This window comes from Paenibacillus albidus (genome assembly GCF_014644435.1).
GTDB lineage: Bacteria > Bacillota > Bacilli > Paenibacillales > Paenibacillaceae > Paenibacillus_AQ > Paenibacillus_AQ albidus.
Genome location: NZ_BMKR01000010.1, coordinates 35,998 through 58,430, shown reverse-complemented (window position 1 = coordinate 58,430; position 22,433 = coordinate 35,998). Strand labels below are relative to the sequence as shown.

Sequence of the window (22,433 nt, the reverse complement as noted above, 5' to 3'; positions counted from 1 at the left end):
TATGAAAGGGGAGGGTGTCATGTCTAGTGAGGCCGTGATTTCTGGAGCACAGGCGTTCAGTGAGCAGCTAACCGGGATACGCCGCCATCTGCACCGGCATCCGGAGCTCTCCAATGAAGAGTATGAAACAACAGCTTATCTGACTTCGCTGCTGGAGCAGGCCGGAATCAAGGTGATTGATTATGGTCTGGAGACGGGCGTAGTGGCCGAAATCGGCGGGCATCATGGCGGACCTGTTGTCGCTCTGCGTGCAGATATTGATGCTTTGCCGATTCAGGAGGAGACCGGCTTGCCGTATGCCTCCATCTATCCCGGCAACATGCATGCCTGTGGTCATGATTTCCATACTGCGGCATTGGTTGGCACTGCGCTGCTGCTGAAGCGGGAGGAGAACCGCTTGAAGGGAACGGTCCGTTTGCTGTTCCAGCCTGCGGAAGAGAAAGCCAGCGGTGCGCGGCAGCTCATCGCCAGCGGAGTACTGAAGGATGTCCGCGCCATCTTCGGCATGCATAACAAGCCGGATCTGCCGGTCGGCACCATCGGCATTACGGCTGGACCGCTAATGGCGGCTGCGGACGGTTTTGTGGTCGAGGTGACCGGCTCCGGTTCGCATGCGGCTGTGCCGGAAGCGGGCATTGATCCGATTGTGGCCGCCGCGCATATCGTAACTGCGCTGCAGACCATTGTCAGCCGCAACGTCAGTGCCCTGCACAGTGCGGTAATCAGCGTGACCAAGCTCCATAGCGGCACCTCATGGAACATCATCCCGGAGACGGCCGTGCTGGACGGTACGGTCCGCACCTTTGATGAAGCGGTCCGTGCGGAGGTGCTGAAGCGGTTCGAGCAGGTAGCCTCGGGAGTAGCCGCCGCACTGGGGGCCAAGGCGTCAGTCCGCTGGATCGAAGGCCCGCCGCCGGTCATCAACGATGCTGCGTTGGCCGGGCTTGCGGAAGAGACGGCCGCCGCGCTGGGATTCATTGCGGTGAAGCCGGTACCTTCACCGGCCGGCGAGGATTTCGCCGCCTATCAACGGGTGGTCCCCGGCTTGTTTGTCTTCATGGGCGTGGACGGCAGCCGGGAGTGGCATCATCCGGCCTTCGATCTGGATGAACGGGCACTGCCGGTGAGTGCGGATTTCTTCACGGATCTGGTGATCCGTTATCTGGAACGCTGGTCTGCCGGGGAGGAGCCGGGCGAATGACGATCCGGCCAGGATATGATGTTATCATCGTCGGAGCCGGATCGATGGGCATGAGCGCGGGGTATCATCTGGCCCGGCGCGGGGTGAAGACGCTGCTGATCGATGCTTTTGATCCTCCTCACACAGAAGGGAGCCACCATGGAGACACCCGCTTGATCCGCCATGCTTACAGCGGCGGTCCCGCCTACATCGATATGGCGAAGCGTGCCGATGTGCTGTGGCAGGAAGCGGAGCAGGAGACCGGAACGAAGCTGCTCGTGCGTTCCGGCGTGCTGAACGCTGCGGACAGCGCCGTGTACTCCTTCGCCGGCCGGCTGGCCGAAGCCGAGCGGCGGGGCGTGCGGGTGGAGCGGCTGGATGCCGCGGAAATCCGCAGACGCTGGCCTGCGCTGAACCTGACGGACCGCTTCGAGGCGATGTTTGAGCCGGATGCGGGTTATCTGTTCAGCGAGCGCTGTGTAGCGGCGTACCGCCAGCTTGCGCTGGCTCACGGCGCGGAGCTGCGGGTTCATACCCCCGTGCGGAAAGTGACGGCCCGCCCGGGCGGGGTGACCGTTCATACCAAACACGGGGAGGTTCATGGCGCTATGGCGATTCTTAGCGCCGGGGCCTGGTTTGAGACGCTCGAGCCTTATATCCACCTGCCGGTCCGGGCGGTCCGCAAGGTGGTGGGCTGGTTCGAGAGCGATTCCCGGGCCTTTGATGCGGGAAGTTTCCCCGGCTTCACGCTAGGTACGGAGGAAGGCGGCTATTACGGCTTCCCGAGTATCGGCGGCGCCGGACTCAAGATCGGACGGCATGACACCGGCCAGCCGTGGAAACCGGGCGACAAGCTGGAGCCCTTCGGCAGTGAAGCCAGTGACGAAGGCGACCTGCGCCGTGTGCTGGAGAGATATATGCCCGGCGCTGCCGGGAAGCTTCTGAGGGGAGCCGTCTGCAAGTACGAGCACTCGCCGGACGAAGATTTTATTATCGACCGGCATCCGCAACATGACCATGTGCTGGTGGCCGGGGGATTCTCGGGCCATGGCTTTAAATTTTCCAGCGTGGTGGGTGAGATTCTGGCCGATCTGGTTACAGACGGGAGATCCGGCCTGAATATCAAGCCGTTTTCTCTGTCTCGCTTTGACCGGCCGGCCCAGCCGGATGCCGGTTTAACTTTGGAGGGGATCGAATGAGCAAACTTCACCTGATTGAGGATTATTTGAACACACACCGGCAGCTGGTTGAGGCACTGGATGGATTGTCTGCCGAAGCATTGAAATGGAAAGCCAAGCCGGGCAGCTGGAGTATTACAGAGGTGGTAGCACATCTGGCCGATCACAGTATCGTTGTCTCGTTCCGTATCCGCGATATTCTTGCGGGTACCACGGTGCAGCTCCCGGCTTTTAATCAGGATGCCTGGGTTAGCGGACAACATGCGAACGAAGGGGAGGTGGCCGAAAGCCTGGCGCTTTTTTACAGCTTGCTGCAATATAACGCACGGCTGTTCGAGAGGCTGGGTGAAGAAGAGTGGGCAAAAAGCGGTGTGAATGCCAAAGGTGAGACCATCCATATTACGGACATCATCCGCAGCTTCGCCGCCCATGTGCAGACCCATCTGGCTCAGATTGAACGGATTCAGACGGGAGCAAAAGCAGTGCTGCCGGCATAGACGGCGGTATAGTGAACCGAGAGGGAGCAAGTCAAATCCACGATAATCCAGGAGGTATGAACATGGCAAAGCCAAGACAATTGAAGCTGGGAGCCTTGCTGCACGGGGTAGGGGGCAGTACGTCCATGTGGCGCCACCCGGATGCCCAGCCGGATGCCAGCGTAAATTTTGAGCTCTACAAGCAGTGGATCCGCAAAGCGGAAGAGGGCAAGCTGGATCTGATCTTTATTGCCGATGGACTCTACATTAATGAGAAGTCGATCCCCCATTTCCTGAACCGCTTTGAACCACTGACCATTCTTAGTGCGCTGGCTGGGGTGAGCCGTAATATCGGCCTTGTAGGCACCTTGTCCACCTCCTATAGTGAACCTTTTACCGTGGCACGCCAGTTCGGATCGCTTGATGTGATCAGCGGCGGACGGGCGGGCTGGAATGTCGTTACTTCTCCGCTGGAAGGCTCGGCCCTCAACTATGGCAAAAAAGAACATCCCGATCATGGCAAGCGGTATCGCATCGCCACGGAGTATCTGGAGGTAGCGCGGGGGTTATGGGATTCCTGGGAGGATGATGCATTTGTCCGCGATAAAGAGACAGGCGTCTTTTTTGACCCGGACAAAGTGCATGCCTTGAATCATGAGGGCGAATTTTTCTCGGTCAAAGGGCCGCTTAATATCGCCCGTTCCAGGCAGGGGCAGCCGGTGGTGTTCCAGGCGGGGTCCTCGGAGGTGGGCAAGAATTACGCTTCTAAGGAAGCGGATGCTATTTTCACCGGACATGACACGCTGGAAGAGGCGCAGGCGTTCTACCGGGATGTGAAGAGCCGCATCTCCTCGTTCGGACGCAATCCGGATGAGGTGCTGATCTTCCCGGGTATCGGGCCGATTATCGGAGATACGGAAGAGGAAGCGGAGCGCAAATATCAGGAGGTGGCGGCTCTGGTCACCATAGAGAATGCGCTGAATTATCTTGGCCGATTCTTTGAGCATCATGACTTCTCGCAATATCCGCTGGATGAGCCGTTCCCGGAACTCGGTGATCTCGGCAGAAACAGCTTTCAGAGCGGGACAGACAAAATCAAGAAAAATGCCAAGGAAAAAGGCTTAACCCTCAGGGAAGTCGCGCTGCAGTCGGCCACACCGCGCAGCGGCTTCATTGGCACAGCGGCACAGGTGGCAGATCAGATCCAGGCATGGTTCGAAGCTGAAGCAGCCGACGGATTCATGATTTCGGCAGCTGTGCCGAACGGTCTGGAAGATTTCGTGGACCGTGTTGTGCCGATTCTCCAGGAGCGCGGACTTTTCCGTACCGAATATGAAAGTGAGACGCTGCGGGGCAACTTGGGGCTGCCTATCCCGGAGAACCGGTATACCAGAACGTCCGAAACCGCAGGCAGCGCGTAAGGCCGGACATTAGGCAGCAAGGACCAAAAAACCACGAGGCTCAAGTTGAGCTTCGTGGTTTTTTGGCTTCTTTGCTACTTTGCTTATTTGTTCCCGTCAACCTTGCGGGTCCGCAGGCGTTCCAGCTCGGAATCTACCGCTTTGCTTAAAGTAGGGTCGATGGAGGAATAACTTCCCGGCCCGGCTGTGCGGCCCGATTGTTCCGCCAGCACTTCCCACTCGGTAATCTTGTCCTCCATCCGCTCAAAACCGCGCGAAGCGCTGCCGGTATTCAGGCCGGAGTCCCGGTGGCAGCTGCGCGGAGCGGAATGGATGGCTTCCGTAGCTTGGCGGGCACGGGCAGCCAGCTCCGCTCTTTTGGCTTTGAGCCGTGTGCGTTCTTCCTTGGCAGCGAGGATGTTCGCTTCCAGTGCCGCGAGGGAAATTCGGGTCTCTTCCAGGCCGGTTACACATTCCTGGGCACTTTCGGTATACCGCAGCTTGGCCAAAACGGCCAGGCGGGCAGCTTCCTCATTTCCTTGTGCTATGGCTGTTACGGCTTCCTCTTCGCTGCGTGCGGCCAGCAGGGTGTACTCTTGCTTGCGGCGCTCCAGCACTTTGCCGGCCACCTTTAAATCATGTTCGTTGCGTTCGGCTGTAGCAATCTCATCCTCCAGGTCGCGCAGATATTGTCCGGTGAGCAGCACCGGGTTCTCCAGTTTGTTTAAGCCTTCGTTTAGGGCCGCTTTGGTCAGCGTAGCAATTCTTTGCAGTATACTCATGATATTCTCTCCTCTTTATGGGTTTGGTTTTGGGTTGGTATTTATGACTTAGTAAAAATGAGGGTCCTCGGAAAAACTGCTGTAGTTATCCAGTGGGACAATAATGCTTCCGATGACATAAATAAGAATGATGGTACCGAAGCTGAACAATGTCGCAATCAGGGCAGCCAGACGCAAGATCGTAGCGTCAATACCCAGGTACTGGGCCAAACCTCCGCATAATCCGCTGATTCTTTTGTCACTGCGTGAACGAAATAATTTTTTCATAAGTTGATCTCTTCCTCTCTGGTAATGTCCGTTTGGTTATGAATTCATTCTACGTTCTTTTCACGGCCGCCAAAACGGGCTGGGGACGGTTTTATAAACCAGACCTTAGGCGGGGAGAGGGTCGGCAATAAGGCGGGGACGCCTTGGGATAAGCTGCAGGCCGGCTGGGCTGATGGACTGATCCGATGCCTTCACAGCAGGCTGTGATGTCAGGATATTTAATTTTATATAAATATAAAACAATACATATTAATTCAAATTTAATATTGACGTTTCCAGAGGAGCTCGTTACAATATAGACGATAATTAGATCCGAACTTCACTTAATTGTTTTATGTTTTTATGAAATAAAGTTTGCGGTCTACTATTTTTTAATTTCCTTGTGTAAGCGCTGTTATTTCATTGGAGGAATGGGAGGCAAAGATAACAAATGAAGAAATGGAACAAGTATCTGGCTGCTGTGCTAAGTGTGGGGCTGTTGGTACCGGCGCAGATGGTATCAGCTGCAGCGGGAGCGGGCAGTTCCGGGCCGGCTGATTACAGGGGCCACTGGGCGGAGCAGGATTTTCAGGCCTGGGCAGACAAGGGATTGATTCAGGGCTATGGCGGAGGAATCTATAGACCGGATCAATCCATCAGCCGCGGGGAATGGATGGCTTTGATCAACCGTGTCTTCAACTTTGAAACCTTAAGCGGAACGCAATTTACGGATGTTCCGGCGAACGGCAAGTATTATCCAGATGTGCAAAAAGCGGTGGCGGCAGGTTACATCCAAGGCTATAGCGACGGAACCCTCCGTCCGGAACAGCCGATTACCCGTCAGGAAGCGGCGGTAATGGTGAACCGGTTGTTTCAGCTGGACCCTTCTGCGGAGAGCAGCAACAAGCTGAAGGATGTGGCGGGATTGCCGGACTGGAGCCGGGAGGCAGTGAGTGCATTAACAACCAACAATTTTGTAAGCGGTTACGATGACGGCACCTTTAAACCCGCCAAGCAAATTACAAGAGCAGAGGCGCTGCGGCTGCTGAGCCGTCTATCCGGGGAGATTCTGCAGCAGGCGGGAACCTATTCGAAGGCTGCAACCGGAAATGTCATTATTAACCGGGAGAATGTGGTGCTTGAGAATACACGGATTGCAGGCAATCTGTATTTGACGGAAGGGATTGGCTGAGCAATGTCATTGTGCAAGGGAAGATCATAACTTGGGGTGGGGGCGAGAATAGTATTGTACTGGATGATTCGGAAGCCGCCAGTCTTGTTGTGAATAAAAAAAACGGCAAGGTGCGTGTGCTGGCAACCGGAAGCAGCCGAATTCCACGGACGGAATTGTACTCCGGCGCTGAGCTTGCGGAAGATGCTGCGCTCACCGGAGGCGGCTTTGGCCAGGTTGTTCTGGAAGAGTCGATACCCGCAGGTGCAAAGGTTACGCTGAGCGGGACTTTTGATGATGTCGAGGTCCGGGCGGCAAATGAACCCGGCATCCATCTGGTAGCAGGCAGCGTTGCCCGTATGACGCTGCACCACAAGGCTGCCCTTCATGTGGATCAACAGGCCGTGATCCAGGCGCTGATTGTGCAGGGCAACGGGCGGATATTGATTACCGGTGCGGGCCAGGTGTCTTACGATCCGAAGTATGCTTCGCGGATTGACCGGGAAACAGCAGCGCCAACGGCCACGGCAACCGCAACTGCGGCCTCCTTTACAGCACCCGGGGGAGGTGGCGAATCGGCTACGGCACCGCCCGCCGGCGGGGCAACGGCAACTCCGGCGCCAACGCCAATGCCGACAGCAGCGCCTACACCATCACCAACAGCAGTACCGACAACAGTGCCGACTGCTGTTCCGGCAGAAACAACACCGGTATTCACGAATGTGTCGGTTCATGACCCCTCCATCCTCAAAGACGAGGACACCTATTATGTATTCGGCTCTCATCTGGGGGCGGCCAAAACCCGGGATCTCATGAACTGGACACTGATCGACTCCGGGGTGACGCCTAATAACAAGCTGTTCAAAAGCGGGAACAGCGATGTGACCCTCGAATTGTCCGAGGCCTTGGCCTGGGCGAAGACCGATACGCTGTGGGCTGCGGATGTCATTCAGTTGGCGGACGGGAAATTCTACATGTACTACAACGCCTGCGAAGGCAGCCAGCCTTTGTCGGCGATGGGGCTCGCTGTTGCGGATAACGTGGAAGGCTCCTATAAAGACTTAGGGATTTTTCTGAAGTCGGGGGATGCGGGTTACGATGCGACGGTGAAGCCGAATGTGGTGGACCCGGATGCTTTTTTTGATAAAGACGGCAAGCTGTGGATGGTGTACGGTTCGTACTCCGGGGGGATCTTTATTCTGGAAATGGACCCGGTAACCGGCTTCCCGCTTGAGGGTCAAGGCAACGGCAAACATTTGCTGGGCCAGAATCACAGCCGGATTGAAGCACCGGCGGTGAACTATAATCCGGTCACTGGCTACTATTATCTGTATGTGACCTTCGGTGGTCTGGATGCCGTGGGCGGCTACAATATGCGGGTAGCCCGCTCATTGAACCCGGATGGTCCATATGTGGATGCGCAGGGACAGGATATGATTAACGCCCATGGCCCGGCCGGATCCTTTTTCGATGATGCTGCGATTGAGCCTTACGGGGTGAAGCTGTTCGGAAACTTCCGGTTCAGCAATCTGAATGCCGAGAAAAACTTTCCGGTCTATGGATATGTATCGGCAGGCCATAATTCCGTGTATTATGAGCCGGAGAACGGCAAGCTGTTCAATATCTTCCACAGCCGGTTCCCGCTTCGCGGCGAAGCGCATGAAGTCAGAGTCCACCAAATGTTCATGAACGAGGACGGCTGGCCGGTAGTGGCTCCGCACCGTTATGCGGGAGAGACGATTGCCGCGGTAACAGCGGGCGACATCGCAGGTTCTTACCAATTCATTAATCATGGGAAGGACATCACTTCCGAGATCAAACCTACGGTAGAGGTTACGCTGCTGGAGGATGGTACACTTACCGGTGGGGCAAGCGGCACCTGGGAGCTGAAGGGTGATTATAATGCGGAGCTGCATATCCAGGAGATCGTAGATGGCTTAAGCGTGCAAAATACGTATAAAGGCGTATTCCTCCGCCAGTGGGATGCCACGGCACAAGCCCGGGTAATGACCTTCAGTGCATTGTCTGAAGGGGGTACGGCCATCTGGGGCAGCCGAATCGAGTCACTCAGCGACCAGCAGCTGGTGACGAATGCTGCCGAACTGCTGAGTCTGGGCGATACCAGCCGGGTATATGATAATCTGGTCCTGCCGGGAACCGCCGCACAGGGAGCTGTCATCTCCTGGGCCTCATCCAACGAGGCGGTAGTTACTTCCGCCGGGAAGGTGAACCGCCCTGAAGCGGGCAGCGGGGACGGCACAGCCGAACTGACGGCAACGGTTACGCTTGCAGGCGCGTCCGCATCCAAAGTCTTCGGGGTTACTGTAATCGAGCAAGCTGCCAATGTGCTGGAGGATGGGCTTGTGGCCGCTTATGATTTTGAAGGGGATTTGCAGGAATCAGCAGGCCGTACAGCCCCCGGCACTCTGACCGGGAAGCTGCTCGGCACTCCCGGCGGCACGATGACTTACGGCGAAGGAACGGAGGGGCAAGCCGCCAGCTTCAATGGAGAGACGGGCGTGCGCCTGCCGGACAGACTTATTACGGGAAATACGTATACGGTGTCGATGTGGCTGAATCCGGAGCAATTATCGGCCCATACAAGTGCTTTCTTCGGGGCACAATCCCAGAACAACTGGATCAGCCTCCTGCCTGCCGGAACCTCATCACTGGCGGAATCAATGCTGTGGTTCGGCAGCAATGCCTGGTATAGCGCAAATACAGGCCAGCAGATCCAGCCAGGCAAGTGGAGCCATGTTGCATTCACCTATGATCAGGGCACGGTGAAGGTCTATGTGAATGGCATACAGAAATACGAGGGCTCCGGCTTTACCGATGTCTTTCAGGGGCCGGAAAGTGTCTTTAGTCTGGGTGTTAATTATTGGGATACGCCGTATGCAGGCAAGCTGGACGGATTGCGCATTTATGAGCGGGCGCTTTCGCCTGAGCGGATCGGCTGGCTGGTGAATGGAGAGCCGGACCCGGATGTCCCTGTCAGCAGCATTGCGGTCGAGAGGGCAGTACAACAGATAGCAGCCGGAACAATGTATACCCCGGTACTTGATATCCTGCCCCGCAATGCAGGCAACAAGGCTCTGGTCTGGCATTCCAGTGATCCGTCGATTGCGGCTGTGGACGCGGCCACCGGGGAAGTGACCGGTGCAGCTCCGGGCACCGCAGTGATTACAGCAACCGCGGCGGATGGCGGCGGGGCGACGGCAAGCTACACGGTTCGGGTGAGCGATGGACTCGTGGCGCATTATGCTTTTGACGGAAGTCTGGCAGATCAGCTCGGCAGACAACCCGAAGGAACGGTCACCGGCAGCAGACTGGATAGCGCTACCGTGGGAAGGGTCACCTATAGCGAAGGCATTGCCGGACAGGCGGCGGTTTTGGATGGAGCAACCGGTATCCGTCTGCCGGACGGTTTGCTGGACAGCGGGGTCTATTCAGTCTCGATGTGGCTGAATCCGGAGGCGCTGACCCAATATACGCCGGCCTTTTTTGGAGCGGCGGCCACGGACCGCTGGATCAGCTTCCTGCCGCTGGGCGGCACGGAGCATACGATGCTCTGGTCCGGCACGAACTGGTTCGATGCTTCGACAGAATTAACGCTGGAAGCGGGGAAGTGGTCGCATATTGCTTTTACAGTCGATCATGGTACGGCAAAAGTGTATGTGAACGGGAAGCTGGAATACTCCGGCAGCGGATTTCCGGATATTTTTAAAGATAAGCATAGCGTTTTCGGACTGGGGGTGAATTACTGGGATACTCCCTATAAAGGAATGATAGATGAGCTATGGATCCATAACAAAACATTAAGCGCAGAGGAGATTGGCCTGTTGGCCGAACAATAGAAGCAATATAAATGGAGGTTTCCCGGCTGTTGAGGCGGGGAGCCTTTTTTTACTAGAATCGTGTTAGACTTAAAAAGAAAAATTATTTCTTTTTTTATTTTATTTTAGGAAAAATACTTCATTACTATTCCATAATCTGCTATACTCCTCTTGAAAGAGGGAGCCTGGGGTAGCAAATATAACATCAGGCAAGCTCCTATCTTACTCTACTACTGAGGGGGAATTATGTGTGAGAACCAACAGAAAGGGATTCATGCTGTCATTGCTGTTCACGCTGATGATGTCGATTCTGCTTGCCGCCTGCGGAGGAAACGGGAACACGGTTGAACCTGCCGTTACGGAAGGCGCCGGGGCAGCGGGGACGGAAGCGACAGCTGCAGCCCAAGCCGAGCCGGTCACTCTGGAATTTTGGACGATTGCTCTTCAGCCTACCTTTAATGATTATTTCAATGATTTAATCGCGAAGTATGAGAGCAGCCATCCGGGTGTAACGGTTGAATGGAAGGATTATCCCTACGATGCCATCTCTCAGCGGCTGCTGACGAGTACAGCCAGCGGCAAAAGCCCCGATGTGGTCAATCTCAACACCGAATTCGCCAGTCAGCTCGGCAGCAAAGGCGCTTTGCTTAATCTGGCAGATTATCTGACAGATGAACAGGCCAAAAGCTATTTTGACGGTATCTATAATTCCACGGTATTTGAAGATAAAGCATACGCCCTCCCCTGGTATACAGGAACAGAAGTCCTGTTCATGAATAAAAAGCTGGTAGAAAAGGCAGGACTGGACCCGGCGAATCCCCCGCAAACCCGTGAGGAGCTGGTCGAATGGGCCCGCCAGGTACATGACAAGGCCGGAGTTGCCGGATATGCGCAGCAGCTCGTCTCCAAGCTGTTTCCTATCGACGGCATCCCAATCCTGAACGGGGACAAAACAGCAGCGGCCTTCAATACGCCTGAAGCCGAAGCCATGATCTCCCAAATGCGCGATTTGATGAAAGAGGGCGTGGTGCTCAAGGAGGATGCGGATTTCAGCAAGCAGATTCAGTATTTCTCCGGGGAGCAGGTCGCGTTCCAGCTGTCCGGTCCAACCTTTATCAATTTCATCAAAACCTCCGCGCCCGATGTCTATGCAAATACAATTGCCGTGCCGCTGCCGACAGGCAAAGCGAATCTGCGTTTGTCCAACTCGATGAACCTGGTCGTGCCGGAAAAGTCCAAGAACCCTGAACAGGCTGTGGAATTCGCCGCCTTTATCACCAATGCGGAGAATCAGACTGCCTTCTCCAAGGTAGCGAACACGCTTCCTTCCAGCAAAGCGTCCATTGCTGATCCGTTCTTCACGGAATCTGACGGCTCGCTGGAAGCCGAAGCCAAGGTAGCTTCTTCCCAAAGTCTCGACAAAGCAACGGACTATATGGTCGGGGTGCCGAGTGCAGCAGACATCAACTCTGCGCTGGCGCGGGGCCTGCAGGAAATTTTGATGAACGGAGCAGATATTAAGGAGACGCTGAACGCTGTGGAGAAGGAAGTGAACAACATTCTGAGCCAAGGTTCTTAATAGCGAAGGGCAGCTTGAGGAGGGGGAGCTTCCCCCTCGATCTTGGATGAAAGGGAGGCGTGAGAGAGTGAACAAGGCGATGCGTTCGGAGTCTTTTACCGCTTGGGCGTTTATGGCGCCGGGCTTGCTGTTTCTTGCTCTTTTTACCTTTTGGCCGATGATTTACGGAATACCGCTTTCCTTAACCGATTATTCTGTAATTGCGGAAACGAAATACGTGGGTCTCGACAACTTCACCCGGGCCTTTCAGGATCATAATTTCCTCATTTCACTGTGGAACTCGCTGGTGTATGTGCTTATCGTGCCGGTGATTCAAATCCTCTCGATATTAATGGCGATTCTGGTCAACAGCCGGATTCCGGGTGTCAAAATGTTCCGGGCCGCTTACTATATTCCGGTTGTGACCTCGATGGTTGCTGTTGCGCTCATCTGGAGCTGGCTCCTCGGGAATAACGGGGTGGTGAATTATCTTCTGATGCAGGCGGGAATTCTCAGTGAACAGGTATCCTGGCTGTCAACGAGCAGCACCGCGCTGTATGTTCTGATGTTTATTACCATGTGGAAGGGCCTCGGCTACTACATGATGCTTTATCTTGCAGGACTGCAGGGCATTCCTGCGGATCTGTATGAAGCAGCCCGGGTTGACGGGGCGGGGCCGCTGAGGCTGATTGTCAATGTGACGATACCGCTGCTGCGGCCGCATATTCTTTTTTGTACGCTGATCTCGGTCATGGGGGCCATCCGGGTGTTCGACGAAGTCTACATTCTGACCAAAGGCGGACCGGGAACGTCCACCCTGACGTCCAGCGTCTATATTTTTCAAAAAGGCCTGGAGCAGTTCAACTTCGGGTATGCCTCCGCGCTGGGACTGATCGTAAGTGTGCTGGTGGGGGCTCTCAGCGTGCTGGTGTTCCGGCTCAACAGGAAAGGCGGGGTGAATTCGTATTGATGGCAAAAGGACAACGTTATTTCATCATCTACCTGCTGCTGATCCTACTCGCCCTGTTCATGATGGGGCCGTTCCTCTGGCTACTCAGCGTATCACTGATGCCCGGTAGGAATGTGTTCGCGAGCCCGCCGGCCATTCTGCCGACCTTCATCGGCTTCGACAACTATGTGCAGGTGTGGGAGTTCATGGAGTTCCCGCGTTATATTTGGAACACCGTAGTGATTACGCTGCTGGGGGTTGTATTCAACATTTTGTTGTCTTCGCTGACCGCCTATCCGCTGGCGACCTTCCGGTTCAAAGGCCGTAATCTGGTCTTCACCCTGTTGATTTCCACGATGATTATCCCGTCGGCTACGGCTATGATTGTCCATTATCTGACGATACAATCGCTGCATCTGGGCAATACATTTCTCGGGGTTGTGCTGCCGGCTGCGGTATCGGTATTCAATATTTTTCTGATGCGGCAGACTTTTCTGGGGGTTCCGGCAGATATCCGGGATTCGGGCAAAATGGACGGGGCCTCTGAACTCCGGATTTTTCTGCAGCTCGTCATGCCCCTGGTCAAACCGGGGATCGCAGTCATTGGGCTTCTTGAAGTGATGGCGTTCTGGAATAACTTCCTGTGGCCGATTGTGGTGCTGGAAGATCCGCAGAAATATCCGCTTGCAGCAGCCCTGACCTATCTGAACGGCCAGTTCTCGTATAACTTCGGCTGGATTGCCGCCGGGACGATGATCTCGGTGCTGCCGATTATCATCGTGTTCCTGTTCACGCAGAAATATTATATGGAAGGGATTGCTGGAGCCATCAAAGGTTAGGAGAGCCTCGGCATTGATTATACTCGGCATTGATTATAGAGGAGAAAGGATGATGTCCCTATGTCAAAGCACCACAGCATTGCATTTGTTCCGCTGGATGAACGGCCCTGCAATTACGAGTTCCCGTATTTGCTGGCGCGTGGAACAGAGTTCGAAGTCAATCGTCCCCCGATGGAGATTATGGGGCTCAAGAAACGTCCAGCCGATGTGGAGAAGTTATGGGCCTGGTTCGAAGAAAGCTGTGCGGAGGCGGATGGGGCGGTAGTTGCGCTGGATACCTTGCTGTATGGCGGGATTATCCCCTCGCGGCTGCATGAACTGCAGCCGGAGGAACTGACGGCAAGGCTGAACCGGCTGCGCGGAATCAAACAGCGGTATCCGGCGCTTACCCTTTATGCATTTCAGTTGATCATGCGCTGCCCGCAGTACTCCCTGTCGGATGAAGAGCCGGATTATTATGCCGACTGGGGGCGGGAGATCTTCCGCACAGGCTTCATCGGTCACCGTCTGGAGCTGGGCATAGCAACAGAAGAAGAAATCCGCGAGTTGGCCGAGATTGATATCCGGCTCCCCGGGAATGTGCTGGAGGATTATCTGGGCCGGCGGGCGGTAAATATTGAAGCGAGCAGGCAGGTGCTGGCGCTGGTGGAGGAAGGGATCATCGAGTTCATGATTGTTCCGCAGGATGACTCGGCCCCATACGGGCATACCGCCAAAGACCAGGAGAAGATCCGTTCAAGGATTTCAGAGCTTGACCTGGAGCTTAACGTCTATATGTATCCCGGAGCGGATGAGGTGGGCTGCGTGCTGCTCACACGGATGATGAACAAGGCCGCAGGCCGGGTGCCGCTTATCTATCCGCGTCTGTCTTCGGTGCAAGGCGCTTTCGTTATACCGCTGTTCGAAGACCGCTTCTTCTATGAGACACTGAAATATCAGATTATGGCCGCAGGCGGACTGCTTGCTTCAAGTACGGAGGAAGCGGATCTCGTGCTGCTGGTCAACACGCCGGGAGAGACGATGATGGAGGCGGTGTCGCAGCAACATTCCTGTCATAGCTATGATGTGTACCGCAATGTGATGGAGCTGGTAGAATACGGAGACTACCTCTTGCGGAGTAAGGGGAAGCCGGTCGCTGTCGCGGATGTCGGATACGCCAATGGAGGCGACCGGAAGCTGGTCAAAATGCTGCGCCGCAAAGGCCTGTTGTTCGAACTTGCCGGATATGCGGGCTGGAATACCAGCTCCAATTCGCTGGGAACTGTAATTGCGCAGGCGATGATCTACCTCCATTACGGCCGTTCGCAGGAGCATCTGGATTTCCTCGCTTTGCGTTATGCCGAGGATGTCTGCTATTGCTCGGTGGTGCGGGGGGAACTCAGCGAGGGGCCTGTGCAGGAGATGGGCTACGGCAAATACCTGCTGGATGGGCCTCGCGGTACGGTTGCAGCCCGCGTGGAGGAACGGCTGCGCGAGGAACTGGCCCAGCGGATTGATACAGCGGCTGGAGCAGTCATCATCACCGATTGTTATATGCCGTGGAACCGGATGTTTGAGGTGGGACTGTCGGTACGGTTTGAGGCCTCCGGCAGTGGAAGAGTAGAGTAGAATATAGGAGAGAGAGGGTGGGGACCCTGACTGCAACTATTTTGGAGAGAATCCATGGGGGACTGATTGTCTCCTGCCAGGCGCTTCCGGGTGAGCCGCTGCACGGGGCCGACATCATGGCGCGGATGGCGGCGGCTGCGGAGGAAGGCGGGGCTGTTGGCATCCGCGCGAACGGAGCGGCTGATGCCCGGGCGATCAAACAAGCGGTTGCGCTGCCGGTCATCGGGATTGTGAAACGAGATTATCCGGGATCGGAGGTCTATATTACACCGACGCTCCGGGAAATTGATGAGCTGCTGGAGGCCGGGGCGGATATGATTGCTTTTGATGCTACCCGGCAGATCCGGCCGGAGCATTGCACGCTGGAGCAAATCACCGCCTATCTGAAGCAGGCAGGTGTCAGCTCGATGGCAGACATCTCGATTCTGGAGGAAGCTGTATATGCGGAGTCACTCGGTGTCAGCTGTGTCTCAACTACCCTGTCGGGTTATACGGCGTATTCTGTTAAGCAGGAAGGACCGGATTTGGAACTGCTGCAAGCCGCAGCGGAGCGTTTATCCATTCCGGTGATCGCCGAAGGCAGAATCAGTCAGCCTGCGGAGGTTGAAGCCGCGCTGGATTTGGGAGCTTATGCGGTTGTAGTGGGCTCCGCTATAACAAGGCCGCAGCTCATTACGGAACGGTTCGCGGCAGTGACGAGAAAAGTGAGGATGAGAAACAATGGAAATGAACGACCGAATTAATACCTACTATCCTTCCATGACCAAATCGGAGCAGAAGGTGGCCAAGTGTGTGCTTGCCCACCCTGATAATCTGATCTATTTGTCGGTAACTGAACTGGCTGACTTTGCCGGTACCGGGGAGACGACGGTGATGCGCTTCTGCCGCAAAATCGGCTTCAAAGGATACCAGGATTTCAAGCTGATGCTGGCCCAGGGGCTGCCGAAACGGCAGCAGGCCCAGCAAGAAGGCGGTGAGGGGGAAGGCGACTATGCCACCCACTTGTACGCTTCCATGACAGGTGTGCTCCAGTCCAGCCTGGGGATGCTGGACCGCGAACAGCTGGAGCAGGCAGTGGACTGCATCGACGGGGCCAGGCATGTGCAATTCTTTGGTGTGGGATCCTCGGGCATCACCGCCCTGGATGCGAAGAACCGTTTCCTGCGGATTGGCCGGCGTGTGGAGGCGATTGCCGACAGCCATATCCAGTCGATGCTGGCGGTAACCATGGGCGAAGGCGATGTCGCTTTTGGCATCAGTGTATCCGGCAGTACGCTGGACACAAACGATATGCTGATGAAAGCGAAGCAGAACGGCGCGAAGGTCATTGCCATGACGAACTACGCCAAATCTCCGATTGCCTCCCTCGCGGATATTGTGCTGCTGACTGCGGGGAAGGAATCGCCGCTGGAAGGCGGTTCTCTGGGCGCCAAGATCTCTCAGCTGTTCATTATCGATCTGCTGTGTGAAGGGCTGGCGCGCAGGCATGCCGAAGAGACGAAAAAGATGAAGGAGTTGACGGCGCGGGCCGTCATTGACCGTATTTATTGAGAAGTGTGACTGATCAGCTGTATCGGAGCAGTCCGGACGAATAAAGGGGAAGCGGGGGTGCGGATGCGGTGCGGCAAGTCATCGGTGTGGATATCGGAGGCACGGGGATCAAGGGGCTGGGCGTCCGGGAAGATGGAAGGGTTCTGGCGGAGGCGGCACGTGCTACAGATGCCAGGCTGGGCCGGGAGGCAATCCTTGCCAAACTGCGGGAGCTTATTGATGAACTGATGGTTCAGGTCCCGGAAGCCCAAGCGATCGGCATCGCTTCTGCAGGCAGGGTGAATGCGGAGACGGGGGAAGTGGTATACGCCACCGGCAACCTGCCCGGCTGGCAGGGGATGCCGCTCACGGCGTGGGCAGCCAGCGAGTTCGGGCTGCCCGCTGCTGCCGAGAATGATGCCAATGCGGCGCTGTTGGGCGAGGTTTGGCTTGGAGCAGGGCGCGGTAAAGACGATCTGGTCATGCTGACGCTGGGCACCGGGGTTGGCGGTGCCTATATGACTGCGGGCAGACTGGTACGCGGAGCCCGCTGGAGCGGCGGCGAGTGGGGACACAGCGTGCTGGTTCCGGGAGGACGGCTATGCAATTGCGGCAAACGGGGTTGTGTGGAGCAATATATTTCAGGCACCGCGCTGGTGCGACTGGGTCACGAGCTGACGGGCAGAGCTTATGGGCATGGCAGAGAACTTATGGCTGAAGCAGACAAGGGAGAGGCGGCAGCTGTAGAGGTGCTGGAGCGGTACACTTCGGCTGTGGCGCTTGTGGCAGACAATATCGCCGTGGCAGTCGATCCGGAGTTGATCATTATCGGCGGGGGAGTCATCCACGATCAGGCCACCTGGTGGCCGCTTTTGTTAAACAAACTGGGCGCAGCAGCGGTGGTGGCGGCGGAGCTTGGGAACCGGGCCGGCTGCTTTGGGGTTGCCAAGCTTGTGCTGGATCGTCTTTCGGAGAACCGGATACGTTAATCATTCTGGCAGTCACAAGGAGGATTTGCAGTATGGTGTGGGTACAGGACAAAGAGAGTGATGTTATTATCATCGGCGGCGGACTCGGCGGGACAGCGGCAGCGCTGGCAGCAGCCAAATCGGGGCAACGCGTAATACTCACGGAGGAGACGGACTGGCTTGGGGGGCAGCTTACTTCGCAGGCGGTTCCCCCCGATGAGCACCGCTGGATTGAGGAGTCCGGCAGTACGGCCTCCTACCGTGAATTTCGCAGCAGAGTGAGGGACTATTATAAACGGAATTATCCGCTTACGGAGGCTGCAGCCCAGGATCCCCTGCTGAACCCGGGGAATGGCTGGGTCAGCAGGCTGGCCCATGAACCGAAGGTGGCGCTTGCTGTTCTTCATGAAATGCTGGCACCGTATATAAACACGGGACGCATCGAGGTGCTCTATCATACAGTGCCGGTCCGTGCGGAAACAGACGGCGATGTGATCGTCTCTGTAACCGTACTGCAGCAAGAAAGCGGAGCGGAAATCCGGCTGCGGGGTGCTTATTATCTGGATGCGACCGAATGTGGCGATTTGCTGCCGCTTGCCGGGGCAGAGCATGTCAGCGGCGCCGAATCCCGGCGGGAGACTGGCGAGCCGCATGCCCTGGAGGAAGCGGACCCGCTCGATATGCAGTCCATCACACATGTGGCGGCCGTGGATTATGTGCCGGGCGGGGATTTTACCATTGAGCGTCCCCGGGATTATGAGCATTGGCTCCGCTATGTTCCGTCGTTCTCGACATATCCCATTCTCAGCTGGTATGCTTCTGACGCCGCAGATACGACCAAGCTGAAGCAGTTCACCATGTTTCAAAATGACCAGGGGATTGTGTCGCTGTGGGATTACCGCCGGATCGTTGATCCCTCGATATGGTCAGAGCCGCTTAACGAAGGGGAAGTGACCTTGCTGAATTGGGCTCTGAACGATTATTATGCAGGTCCATTGATCGGTGTCTCGCCGGAAGAGCGGAAAATGCATCTGGAAGGGGCCAGACAGCTGACTTTGTCGCTGGTGTATTGGCTGCAGACCGAGGCCCCGCGCCTGGAGGGCGGGCAGGGTTATCCGGGCGTGAGACTACGCGGGGATGTGCTCGGTACCGCAGATGGACTGGCAAAAGCTCCCTATATCCGGGAATCGCGGCGCATCTGCGGACTGTATACAATCACCGAATTTGATGTGAGCCAGGAACTGCGTGGCGGCAAGGGATTAAAGCGTTATGAAGACAGCGTAGGCGTGGGAAGTTATCATCTGGATCTTCATCCGACAACCGTAACCCAGCGGACCTTCTACATCCCTAATCATCCTTATGAAATTCCGCTGGGAGCTCTGATTCCTGTACGAATCCGGAACCTGCTCCCGGCCTGTAAAAACATATCCATGACCCAGATTGCGAACGGATGCTACCGTCTGCATCCGACCGAATGGAATATTGGAGAAGCCGCCGGGGTTTTGGCTTCCTATGCAGTGAAACATGCGCTTAGCCCCCGTGAGGTTCAGGAATCGGCAGCTCATCGCAAAGCTTATCAGCAGCAGCTGTTGGATCGGGGAGTTCAGCTGCACTGGACGGAGGAAGAACTACAGAAGTAGATGGCCGCAGCAGATCTGCGGGGGACGGACATATAATGAAGCGGGACGTTGGTTCGGTCAGACACCGGAATAACGTCCTGTTTTATGGTTTAACGGTGCTGCTGCCGGTTCCGGCTCTATGGTTCCGCTGATTCTGCAGGTACTCTATGAAATCGGCTTGAATTTGAAGGGATTTCTCAGGGGTTGGCGAAGATAAGGAGAAGGCATGCTGTCACAAGAATGGAGGAGCCCACACATGAGCTTTCTGGACAAGTTTAAAGCCGGCGTGGCGGAGGCGGGGAACAAAGCCAAGACCATGGTCGAGATTAACCGGCTGAAATTGCAGAATCACAACAAGCAACAAGAAATCGACCAGGAATATCAGACGATGGGCAAGCTGTTGTTCGAAGCTGCTGTCTCGGGAGCAGAGCCGCTGCCTCCGGCCCAGTTCGAGAACCATGTAAACCACATTCTCGGGCTAAAGGCGGAGATCCATGCGAACCAGTGGAAAATATCGGAGCTTGGCGATGCGAATGAGGCAGCTCCTGAATCCGCCAAAGATATTACTCCATCCGCTGAAGCTTTAGCCGAAGCGCCCAGATCGGAGATTGTGATCAAGAAGGATCAGGACTGAAGCAGCGGTTTCCCGTTGTTTTTGGAAGGAGGGCCGCAGCACCGGACAGGTGAAACTGCGGCCTTTTTTGTTGTACCACTCAGCGGATTTCAATCGTCAGGGAGCTGGTGAAATCGGCACCTTGCGTAAGACGGATAATCCCTTCTTTATCCTGAAGTTCACCTTCAAAGTGTTCGCTATCCGCTACTCCATGCCAAGGTTCAATACATACAAACGGAGCATCCTTGGGCTGCCAGATGCCAAGATCAGGGAATCCCTGATAGGACACCACTACACTTGTGGCGGAAAGTTTGCTCTTCAGTGTGATCTGCCGGGAATTTACCTCTCTGAAGATTAATGCGCCATCATAGAACATTTCATGGTTCAGCGGCAGGATAGCTTGCTGCTCCTCATGGAGAACAGACTCTGATTTGCCGCTGATCAGCAGACCTGAGGCATTCAGAAACAGCCGTTCCAAATGCTCCGGCTCGTCAAACTCCAGGAAATAATCAGCCAGGCTCCCTTCTCCGGCAAACGGGCAGTTAAAAGCCGGGTGAGTGCCTAGCTGGAAGAAGATGTCCTGCTCATCGATATTGTCCACCCGATATCCGAGCTCCAACTGATTGCCGTTTAAGGTATAAGTAATATAGAGGTTGAACTTAAAGGGATAACTGTCCAAGGTGCTCTCACTATGGGACAGCAGGAAGACTGCGGTGGTGTCGCTTTCTTCGACCAGTGTAAATTCGCAACGTCTGGCGAAACCGTGATTGCCGATCGTATAGGCTTGGCCGTCCACCTTGATCTCCCCGTTCTTCGCTGCGCCAATGATGGGGAACAGCACCGGAGAACGGCCTGTCCAATAAGCGGCATCCCCGCTCCATATGTATTCGGCACCGGTATCCTTTCTTCGGAAACTGACGAGCTCCGCTCCAAGCGTACTGATCACGGCTTCGGCCTCTCCGTTTTGTAATCGTTTATTCATTCCTTTTGTCCCCCTTCACATGAATGTTCGGCTTGCTGCCGGCTTAGATCATATTCTATCAAACTTCTTAAGGGGATGACAGCGCGTTAATCCTCGCTTAACACTGACCGCCTATACTGTGAGGAAGTCCATTTTGACCTGGGCAACCTCTAAATATATAACAAAGGATGGCTGATTGATGGGAATCCACACGTATTTTCGGTCTCTGAATGAGCTTGAAAGAATTTTTCGTTGCCCGGGAAAGTTCAAATTCGAAGTGCACACGGTAGCAGCCCACTCCTGGAAAGTAGTGCAATACGCCAAGACCCTGGCCGATATTGAAGAGAAGCATGGGGGCGTGGTCATCGATTGGAAAAAGCTTTACGAGATCACGAGCAGTCATGATTACGGCGAAATTTTTATTGGAGACATCAAGACACCGGTCAAACACTCCTCGCCGGAGCTGCGGGTATTAATCCAACAGGTCGAGGAAGGCATGGTAAATCACTTCATAGAAGAGCATATTCCCGAGGAGTTCAAGGGGATCTTCCACAACCAGCTGCGCGAAGGCAAGGATGATTCTATCGAAGGCCTGATTCTGGAGGTTGCCGATAAAATGGACCAGGTCTATGAAGCATTCTCCGAGCTGCAAAAAGGAAACTCCGAAAGGGAGTTTGTGGTGATGTACCGCAATGCCCTGGTAAAAATCAAAAACATTAATTTAAAATGCGTAGAGTACTTTTTGGAACAGATTTTGCCCGATATGGTGAATGAAGAGACGATTTCTTCCGTGGATATCAAACGGATTACAGAAGAAGCGTTGGCGCTTTAGCTTGCCTGCTTGAACCTGGTTCTGAACCAGCCGATGCTACAGTTTGTGTCCCTTTTAGAATAGAAAGAAACAGCAGTGAGATCTTGATGAAAAATGTGAGTATCCAAATAGTGATCAATATGCCTTCCACGCGTTGCAGAAAATTGCCGACATTAATGGATTTGGCCAATGCGAAGGCAGGAAAGGTGCTGTTTTCGGTTTGCTCTATTCCTAGGACAAGCACGCTAAGCAGCACAATGATGCTAGTCATCAGCCCCCCCGGTCAATACGCCTCCAAAATATGCACGCTCCGCGAACGGATCGTTGTTCCAATCGCTCTTGTATTCAGATTTTTTTATCCTCCTTAGCGGTGAAAATCCGGACACAAAGGCGACCGCTGCCGCTTTTCCGCGGGTCAGTCCGTCCTCTCCATTATTCGAGCAGAAGCAATTCTTACAAGAGAATGTACACGCACTATTTGCGCTGTCAGAAGTCAGATCGCTTTTGCTTGCCCTTAGTTACTTAAGCAAGCTGATTGAACCAAAACAACAAGCAGCAAGTCTCCTATAACCGGGGACTCGCTGCTTGTTTACGGTTTGAGACTATATAGATTGAACCTGAAAATATAAGAATATAGGAACAGTGACGGAGGGGGATTTTGGAACTGAAGGAGCGGAAGCGACCGCCTTTGTCTGCAGATTTCAACCG

General features: G+C 55.0%; 20 protein-coding genes. 16 read left to right on the top strand and 4 right to left on the bottom strand.

Features of this window, described 5'->3' with window-relative positions; genetic code table 11:
- Positions 1–19 precede the first annotated feature (19 nt).
- The 4 genes from IEY53_RS13720 (at position 20) to IEY53_RS13705 (ending at position 4,255) form a co-directional block, all read left to right on the top strand.
- Positions 20–1,201: an amidohydrolase gene (locus IEY53_RS13720; protein ID WP_189025748.1), complete on the top strand. Its 1,182-nt coding sequence runs from the start codon at positions 20–22 to the stop codon at positions 1,199–1,201.
- Positions 1,198–2,379, top strand: a complete 1,182-nt coding sequence (gene solA / locus IEY53_RS13715; RefSeq protein ID WP_189025746.1) for an N-methyl-L-tryptophan oxidase — start codon at positions 1,198–1,200, stop codon at positions 2,377–2,379. Before IEY53_RS13720 ends, solA begins: the two co-directional genes overlap by 4 nt.
- Positions 2,376–2,855: a DinB family protein gene (locus tag IEY53_RS13710; protein ID WP_189025744.1), complete on the top strand. Its 480-nt coding sequence runs from the start codon at positions 2,376–2,378 to the stop codon at positions 2,853–2,855. Before solA ends, IEY53_RS13710 begins: the two co-directional genes overlap by 4 nt.
- A 62-nt stretch (positions 2,856–2,917) precedes the next feature.
- Positions 2,918–4,255 carry an LLM class flavin-dependent oxidoreductase gene (locus IEY53_RS13705; protein ID WP_189025743.1) on the top strand — a complete coding sequence of 446 codons (1,338 nt, stop codon included), beginning with the start codon at positions 2,918–2,920 and terminating at the stop codon, positions 4,253–4,255.
- Positions 4,256–4,338: 83 nt separating this feature from the next.
- On the opposite strand, the gene IEY53_RS13700 is transcribed toward IEY53_RS13705, so the two are convergent.
- Both IEY53_RS13700 and IEY53_RS13695 read right to left on the bottom strand, forming a co-directional pair.
- Positions 4,339–5,016 carry a PspA/IM30 family protein gene (locus IEY53_RS13700; RefSeq protein WP_189025741.1) on the bottom strand — a complete coding sequence of 226 codons (678 nt, stop codon included), beginning with the start codon at positions 5,014–5,016 and terminating at the stop codon, positions 4,339–4,341.
- A gap of 48 nt (positions 5,017–5,064) precedes the next feature.
- On the bottom strand, positions 5,065–5,283 hold the full coding sequence (locus IEY53_RS13695; protein ID WP_189025739.1) for a PspC domain-containing protein: 219 nt from the start codon (positions 5,281–5,283) through the stop codon (positions 5,065–5,067).
- A gap of 430 nt (positions 5,284–5,713) precedes the next feature.
- On the opposite strand from IEY53_RS13695, the gene IEY53_RS13690 reads away from it, so the two are divergent.
- The 11 genes from IEY53_RS13690 (at position 5,714) to IEY53_RS13640 (ending at position 19,974) form a co-directional block, all read left to right on the top strand.
- Positions 5,714–6,454 carry an S-layer homology domain-containing protein gene (locus IEY53_RS13690; RefSeq protein ID WP_189025737.1) on the top strand — a complete coding sequence of 247 codons (741 nt, stop codon included), beginning with the start codon at positions 5,714–5,716 and terminating at the stop codon, positions 6,452–6,454.
- Positions 6,455–6,465: 11 nt separating this feature from the next.
- Entirely contained in the window at positions 6,466–10,290 is a 3,825-nt protein-coding gene (locus IEY53_RS35890) for a LamG-like jellyroll fold domain-containing protein (protein WP_189025736.1), read from the top strand.
- A gap of 229 nt (positions 10,291–10,519) precedes the next feature.
- Entirely contained in the window at positions 10,520–11,848 is a 1,329-nt protein-coding gene (locus IEY53_RS13680; RefSeq protein ID WP_229696141.1) for an ABC transporter substrate-binding protein, read from the top strand.
- A gap of 67 nt (positions 11,849–11,915) precedes the next feature.
- On the top strand, positions 11,916–12,797 hold the full coding sequence (locus tag IEY53_RS13675) for a carbohydrate ABC transporter permease (RefSeq protein WP_189025734.1): 882 nt from the start codon (positions 11,916–11,918) through the stop codon (positions 12,795–12,797).
- Complete coding sequence (locus tag IEY53_RS13670) at positions 12,797–13,615, top strand: carbohydrate ABC transporter permease (protein ID WP_189025732.1); 819 nt, start codon at positions 12,797–12,799, stop codon at positions 13,613–13,615. Before IEY53_RS13675 ends, IEY53_RS13670 begins: the two co-directional genes overlap by 1 nt.
- A gap of 60 nt (positions 13,616–13,675) precedes the next feature.
- Positions 13,676–15,223, top strand: a complete 1,548-nt coding sequence (locus IEY53_RS13665) for a DUF4127 family protein (RefSeq protein WP_189025730.1) — start codon at positions 13,676–13,678, stop codon at positions 15,221–15,223.
- Positions 15,224–15,249: 26 nt separating this feature from the next.
- The gene (locus IEY53_RS13660; protein WP_229696155.1) at positions 15,250–15,966 is read left to right on the top strand and encodes an N-acetylmannosamine-6-phosphate 2-epimerase; all 717 of its coding nucleotides are present in this window, start codon (positions 15,250–15,252) and stop codon (positions 15,964–15,966) included.
- Positions 15,944–16,774: a MurR/RpiR family transcriptional regulator gene (locus tag IEY53_RS13655; protein WP_189025728.1), complete on the top strand. Its 831-nt coding sequence runs from the start codon at positions 15,944–15,946 to the stop codon at positions 16,772–16,774. Before IEY53_RS13660 ends, IEY53_RS13655 begins: the two co-directional genes overlap by 23 nt.
- A 68-nt stretch (positions 16,775–16,842) precedes the next feature.
- Positions 16,843–17,742, top strand: a complete 900-nt coding sequence (locus IEY53_RS13650) for an ROK family protein (RefSeq protein ID WP_189025726.1) — start codon at positions 16,843–16,845, stop codon at positions 17,740–17,742.
- Between the two features lie 32 nt (positions 17,743–17,774).
- Positions 17,775–19,361 carry an FAD-dependent oxidoreductase gene (locus IEY53_RS13645; RefSeq protein WP_189025724.1) on the top strand — a complete coding sequence of 529 codons (1,587 nt, stop codon included), beginning with the start codon at positions 17,775–17,777 and terminating at the stop codon, positions 19,359–19,361.
- A gap of 235 nt (positions 19,362–19,596) precedes the next feature.
- Positions 19,597–19,974 carry a hypothetical protein gene (locus IEY53_RS13640; RefSeq protein WP_189025722.1) on the top strand — a complete coding sequence of 126 codons (378 nt, stop codon included), beginning with the start codon at positions 19,597–19,599 and terminating at the stop codon, positions 19,972–19,974.
- A 79-nt stretch (positions 19,975–20,053) separates the two neighbouring features.
- Here the strand turns inward: IEY53_RS13640 and IEY53_RS13635 are convergent, their stop codons facing one another.
- Positions 20,054–20,935: an aldose 1-epimerase family protein gene (locus tag IEY53_RS13635; protein ID WP_189025721.1), complete on the bottom strand. Its 882-nt coding sequence runs from the start codon at positions 20,933–20,935 to the stop codon at positions 20,054–20,056.
- A gap of 178 nt (positions 20,936–21,113) precedes the next feature.
- Between IEY53_RS13635 and IEY53_RS13630 the strand changes: the two genes are divergently transcribed.
- Positions 21,114–21,746: a YfbR-like 5'-deoxynucleotidase gene (locus IEY53_RS13630; RefSeq protein WP_189025719.1), complete on the top strand. Its 633-nt coding sequence runs from the start codon at positions 21,114–21,116 to the stop codon at positions 21,744–21,746.
- Here IEY53_RS13630 and IEY53_RS13625 read toward each other — a convergent pair.
- Positions 21,721–21,996, bottom strand: coding sequence for a GerAB/ArcD/ProY family transporter (locus tag IEY53_RS13625; protein WP_229696140.1), 276 nt, complete (start codon positions 21,994–21,996; stop codon positions 21,721–21,723). The two genes, IEY53_RS13630 and IEY53_RS13625, sit on opposite strands and share 26 nt — an antisense overlap.
- Positions 21,997–22,433 lie beyond the last annotated feature (437 nt).

What these genes read in the sequence shown, in the direction of transcription:
- IEY53_RS13665 (WP_189025730.1), top strand. Translation starts at nt 13,676, where the DNA reads ATGTCAAAGCACCACAGCATTGCATTTGTTCCGCTGGATGAACGGCCC.
- IEY53_RS13635 (WP_189025721.1), bottom strand. Translation starts at nt 20,935, where the DNA reads ATGAATAAACGATTACAAAACGGAGAGGCCGAAGCCGTGATCAGTACG.
- IEY53_RS13640 (WP_189025722.1), top strand. Translation starts at nt 19,597, where the DNA reads ATGAGCTTTCTGGACAAGTTTAAAGCCGGCGTGGCGGAGGCGGGGAAC.
- IEY53_RS13705 (WP_189025743.1), top strand. Translation starts at nt 2,918, where the DNA reads ATGGCAAAGCCAAGACAATTGAAGCTGGGAGCCTTGCTGCACGGGGTA.
- IEY53_RS13690 (WP_189025737.1), top strand. Translation starts at nt 5,714, where the DNA reads ATGAAGAAATGGAACAAGTATCTGGCTGCTGTGCTAAGTGTGGGGCTG.
- IEY53_RS13720 (WP_189025748.1), top strand. Translation starts at nt 20, where the DNA reads ATGTCTAGTGAGGCCGTGATTTCTGGAGCACAGGCGTTCAGTGAGCAG.
- IEY53_RS13700 (WP_189025741.1), bottom strand. Translation starts at nt 5,016, where the DNA reads ATGAGTATACTGCAAAGAATTGCTACGCTGACCAAAGCGGCCCTAAAC.
- solA (WP_189025746.1), top strand. Translation starts at nt 1,198, where the DNA reads ATGACGATCCGGCCAGGATATGATGTTATCATCGTCGGAGCCGGATCG.
- IEY53_RS13625 (WP_229696140.1), bottom strand. Translation starts at nt 21,996, where the DNA reads ATGACTAGCATCATTGTGCTGCTTAGCGTGCTTGTCCTAGGAATAGAG.
- IEY53_RS13645 (WP_189025724.1), top strand. Translation starts at nt 17,775, where the DNA reads ATGGTGTGGGTACAGGACAAAGAGAGTGATGTTATTATCATCGGCGGC.
- IEY53_RS13710 (WP_189025744.1), top strand. Translation starts at nt 2,376, where the DNA reads ATGAGCAAACTTCACCTGATTGAGGATTATTTGAACACACACCGGCAG.
- IEY53_RS13630 (WP_189025719.1), top strand. Translation starts at nt 21,114, where the DNA reads ATGGGAATCCACACGTATTTTCGGTCTCTGAATGAGCTTGAAAGAATT.
- IEY53_RS13695 (WP_189025739.1), bottom strand. Translation starts at nt 5,283, where the DNA reads ATGAAAAAATTATTTCGTTCACGCAGTGACAAAAGAATCAGCGGATTA.
- IEY53_RS13655 (WP_189025728.1), top strand. Translation starts at nt 15,944, where the DNA reads ATGGAAATGAACGACCGAATTAATACCTACTATCCTTCCATGACCAAA.
- IEY53_RS13670 (WP_189025732.1), top strand. Translation starts at nt 12,797, where the DNA reads ATGGCAAAAGGACAACGTTATTTCATCATCTACCTGCTGCTGATCCTA.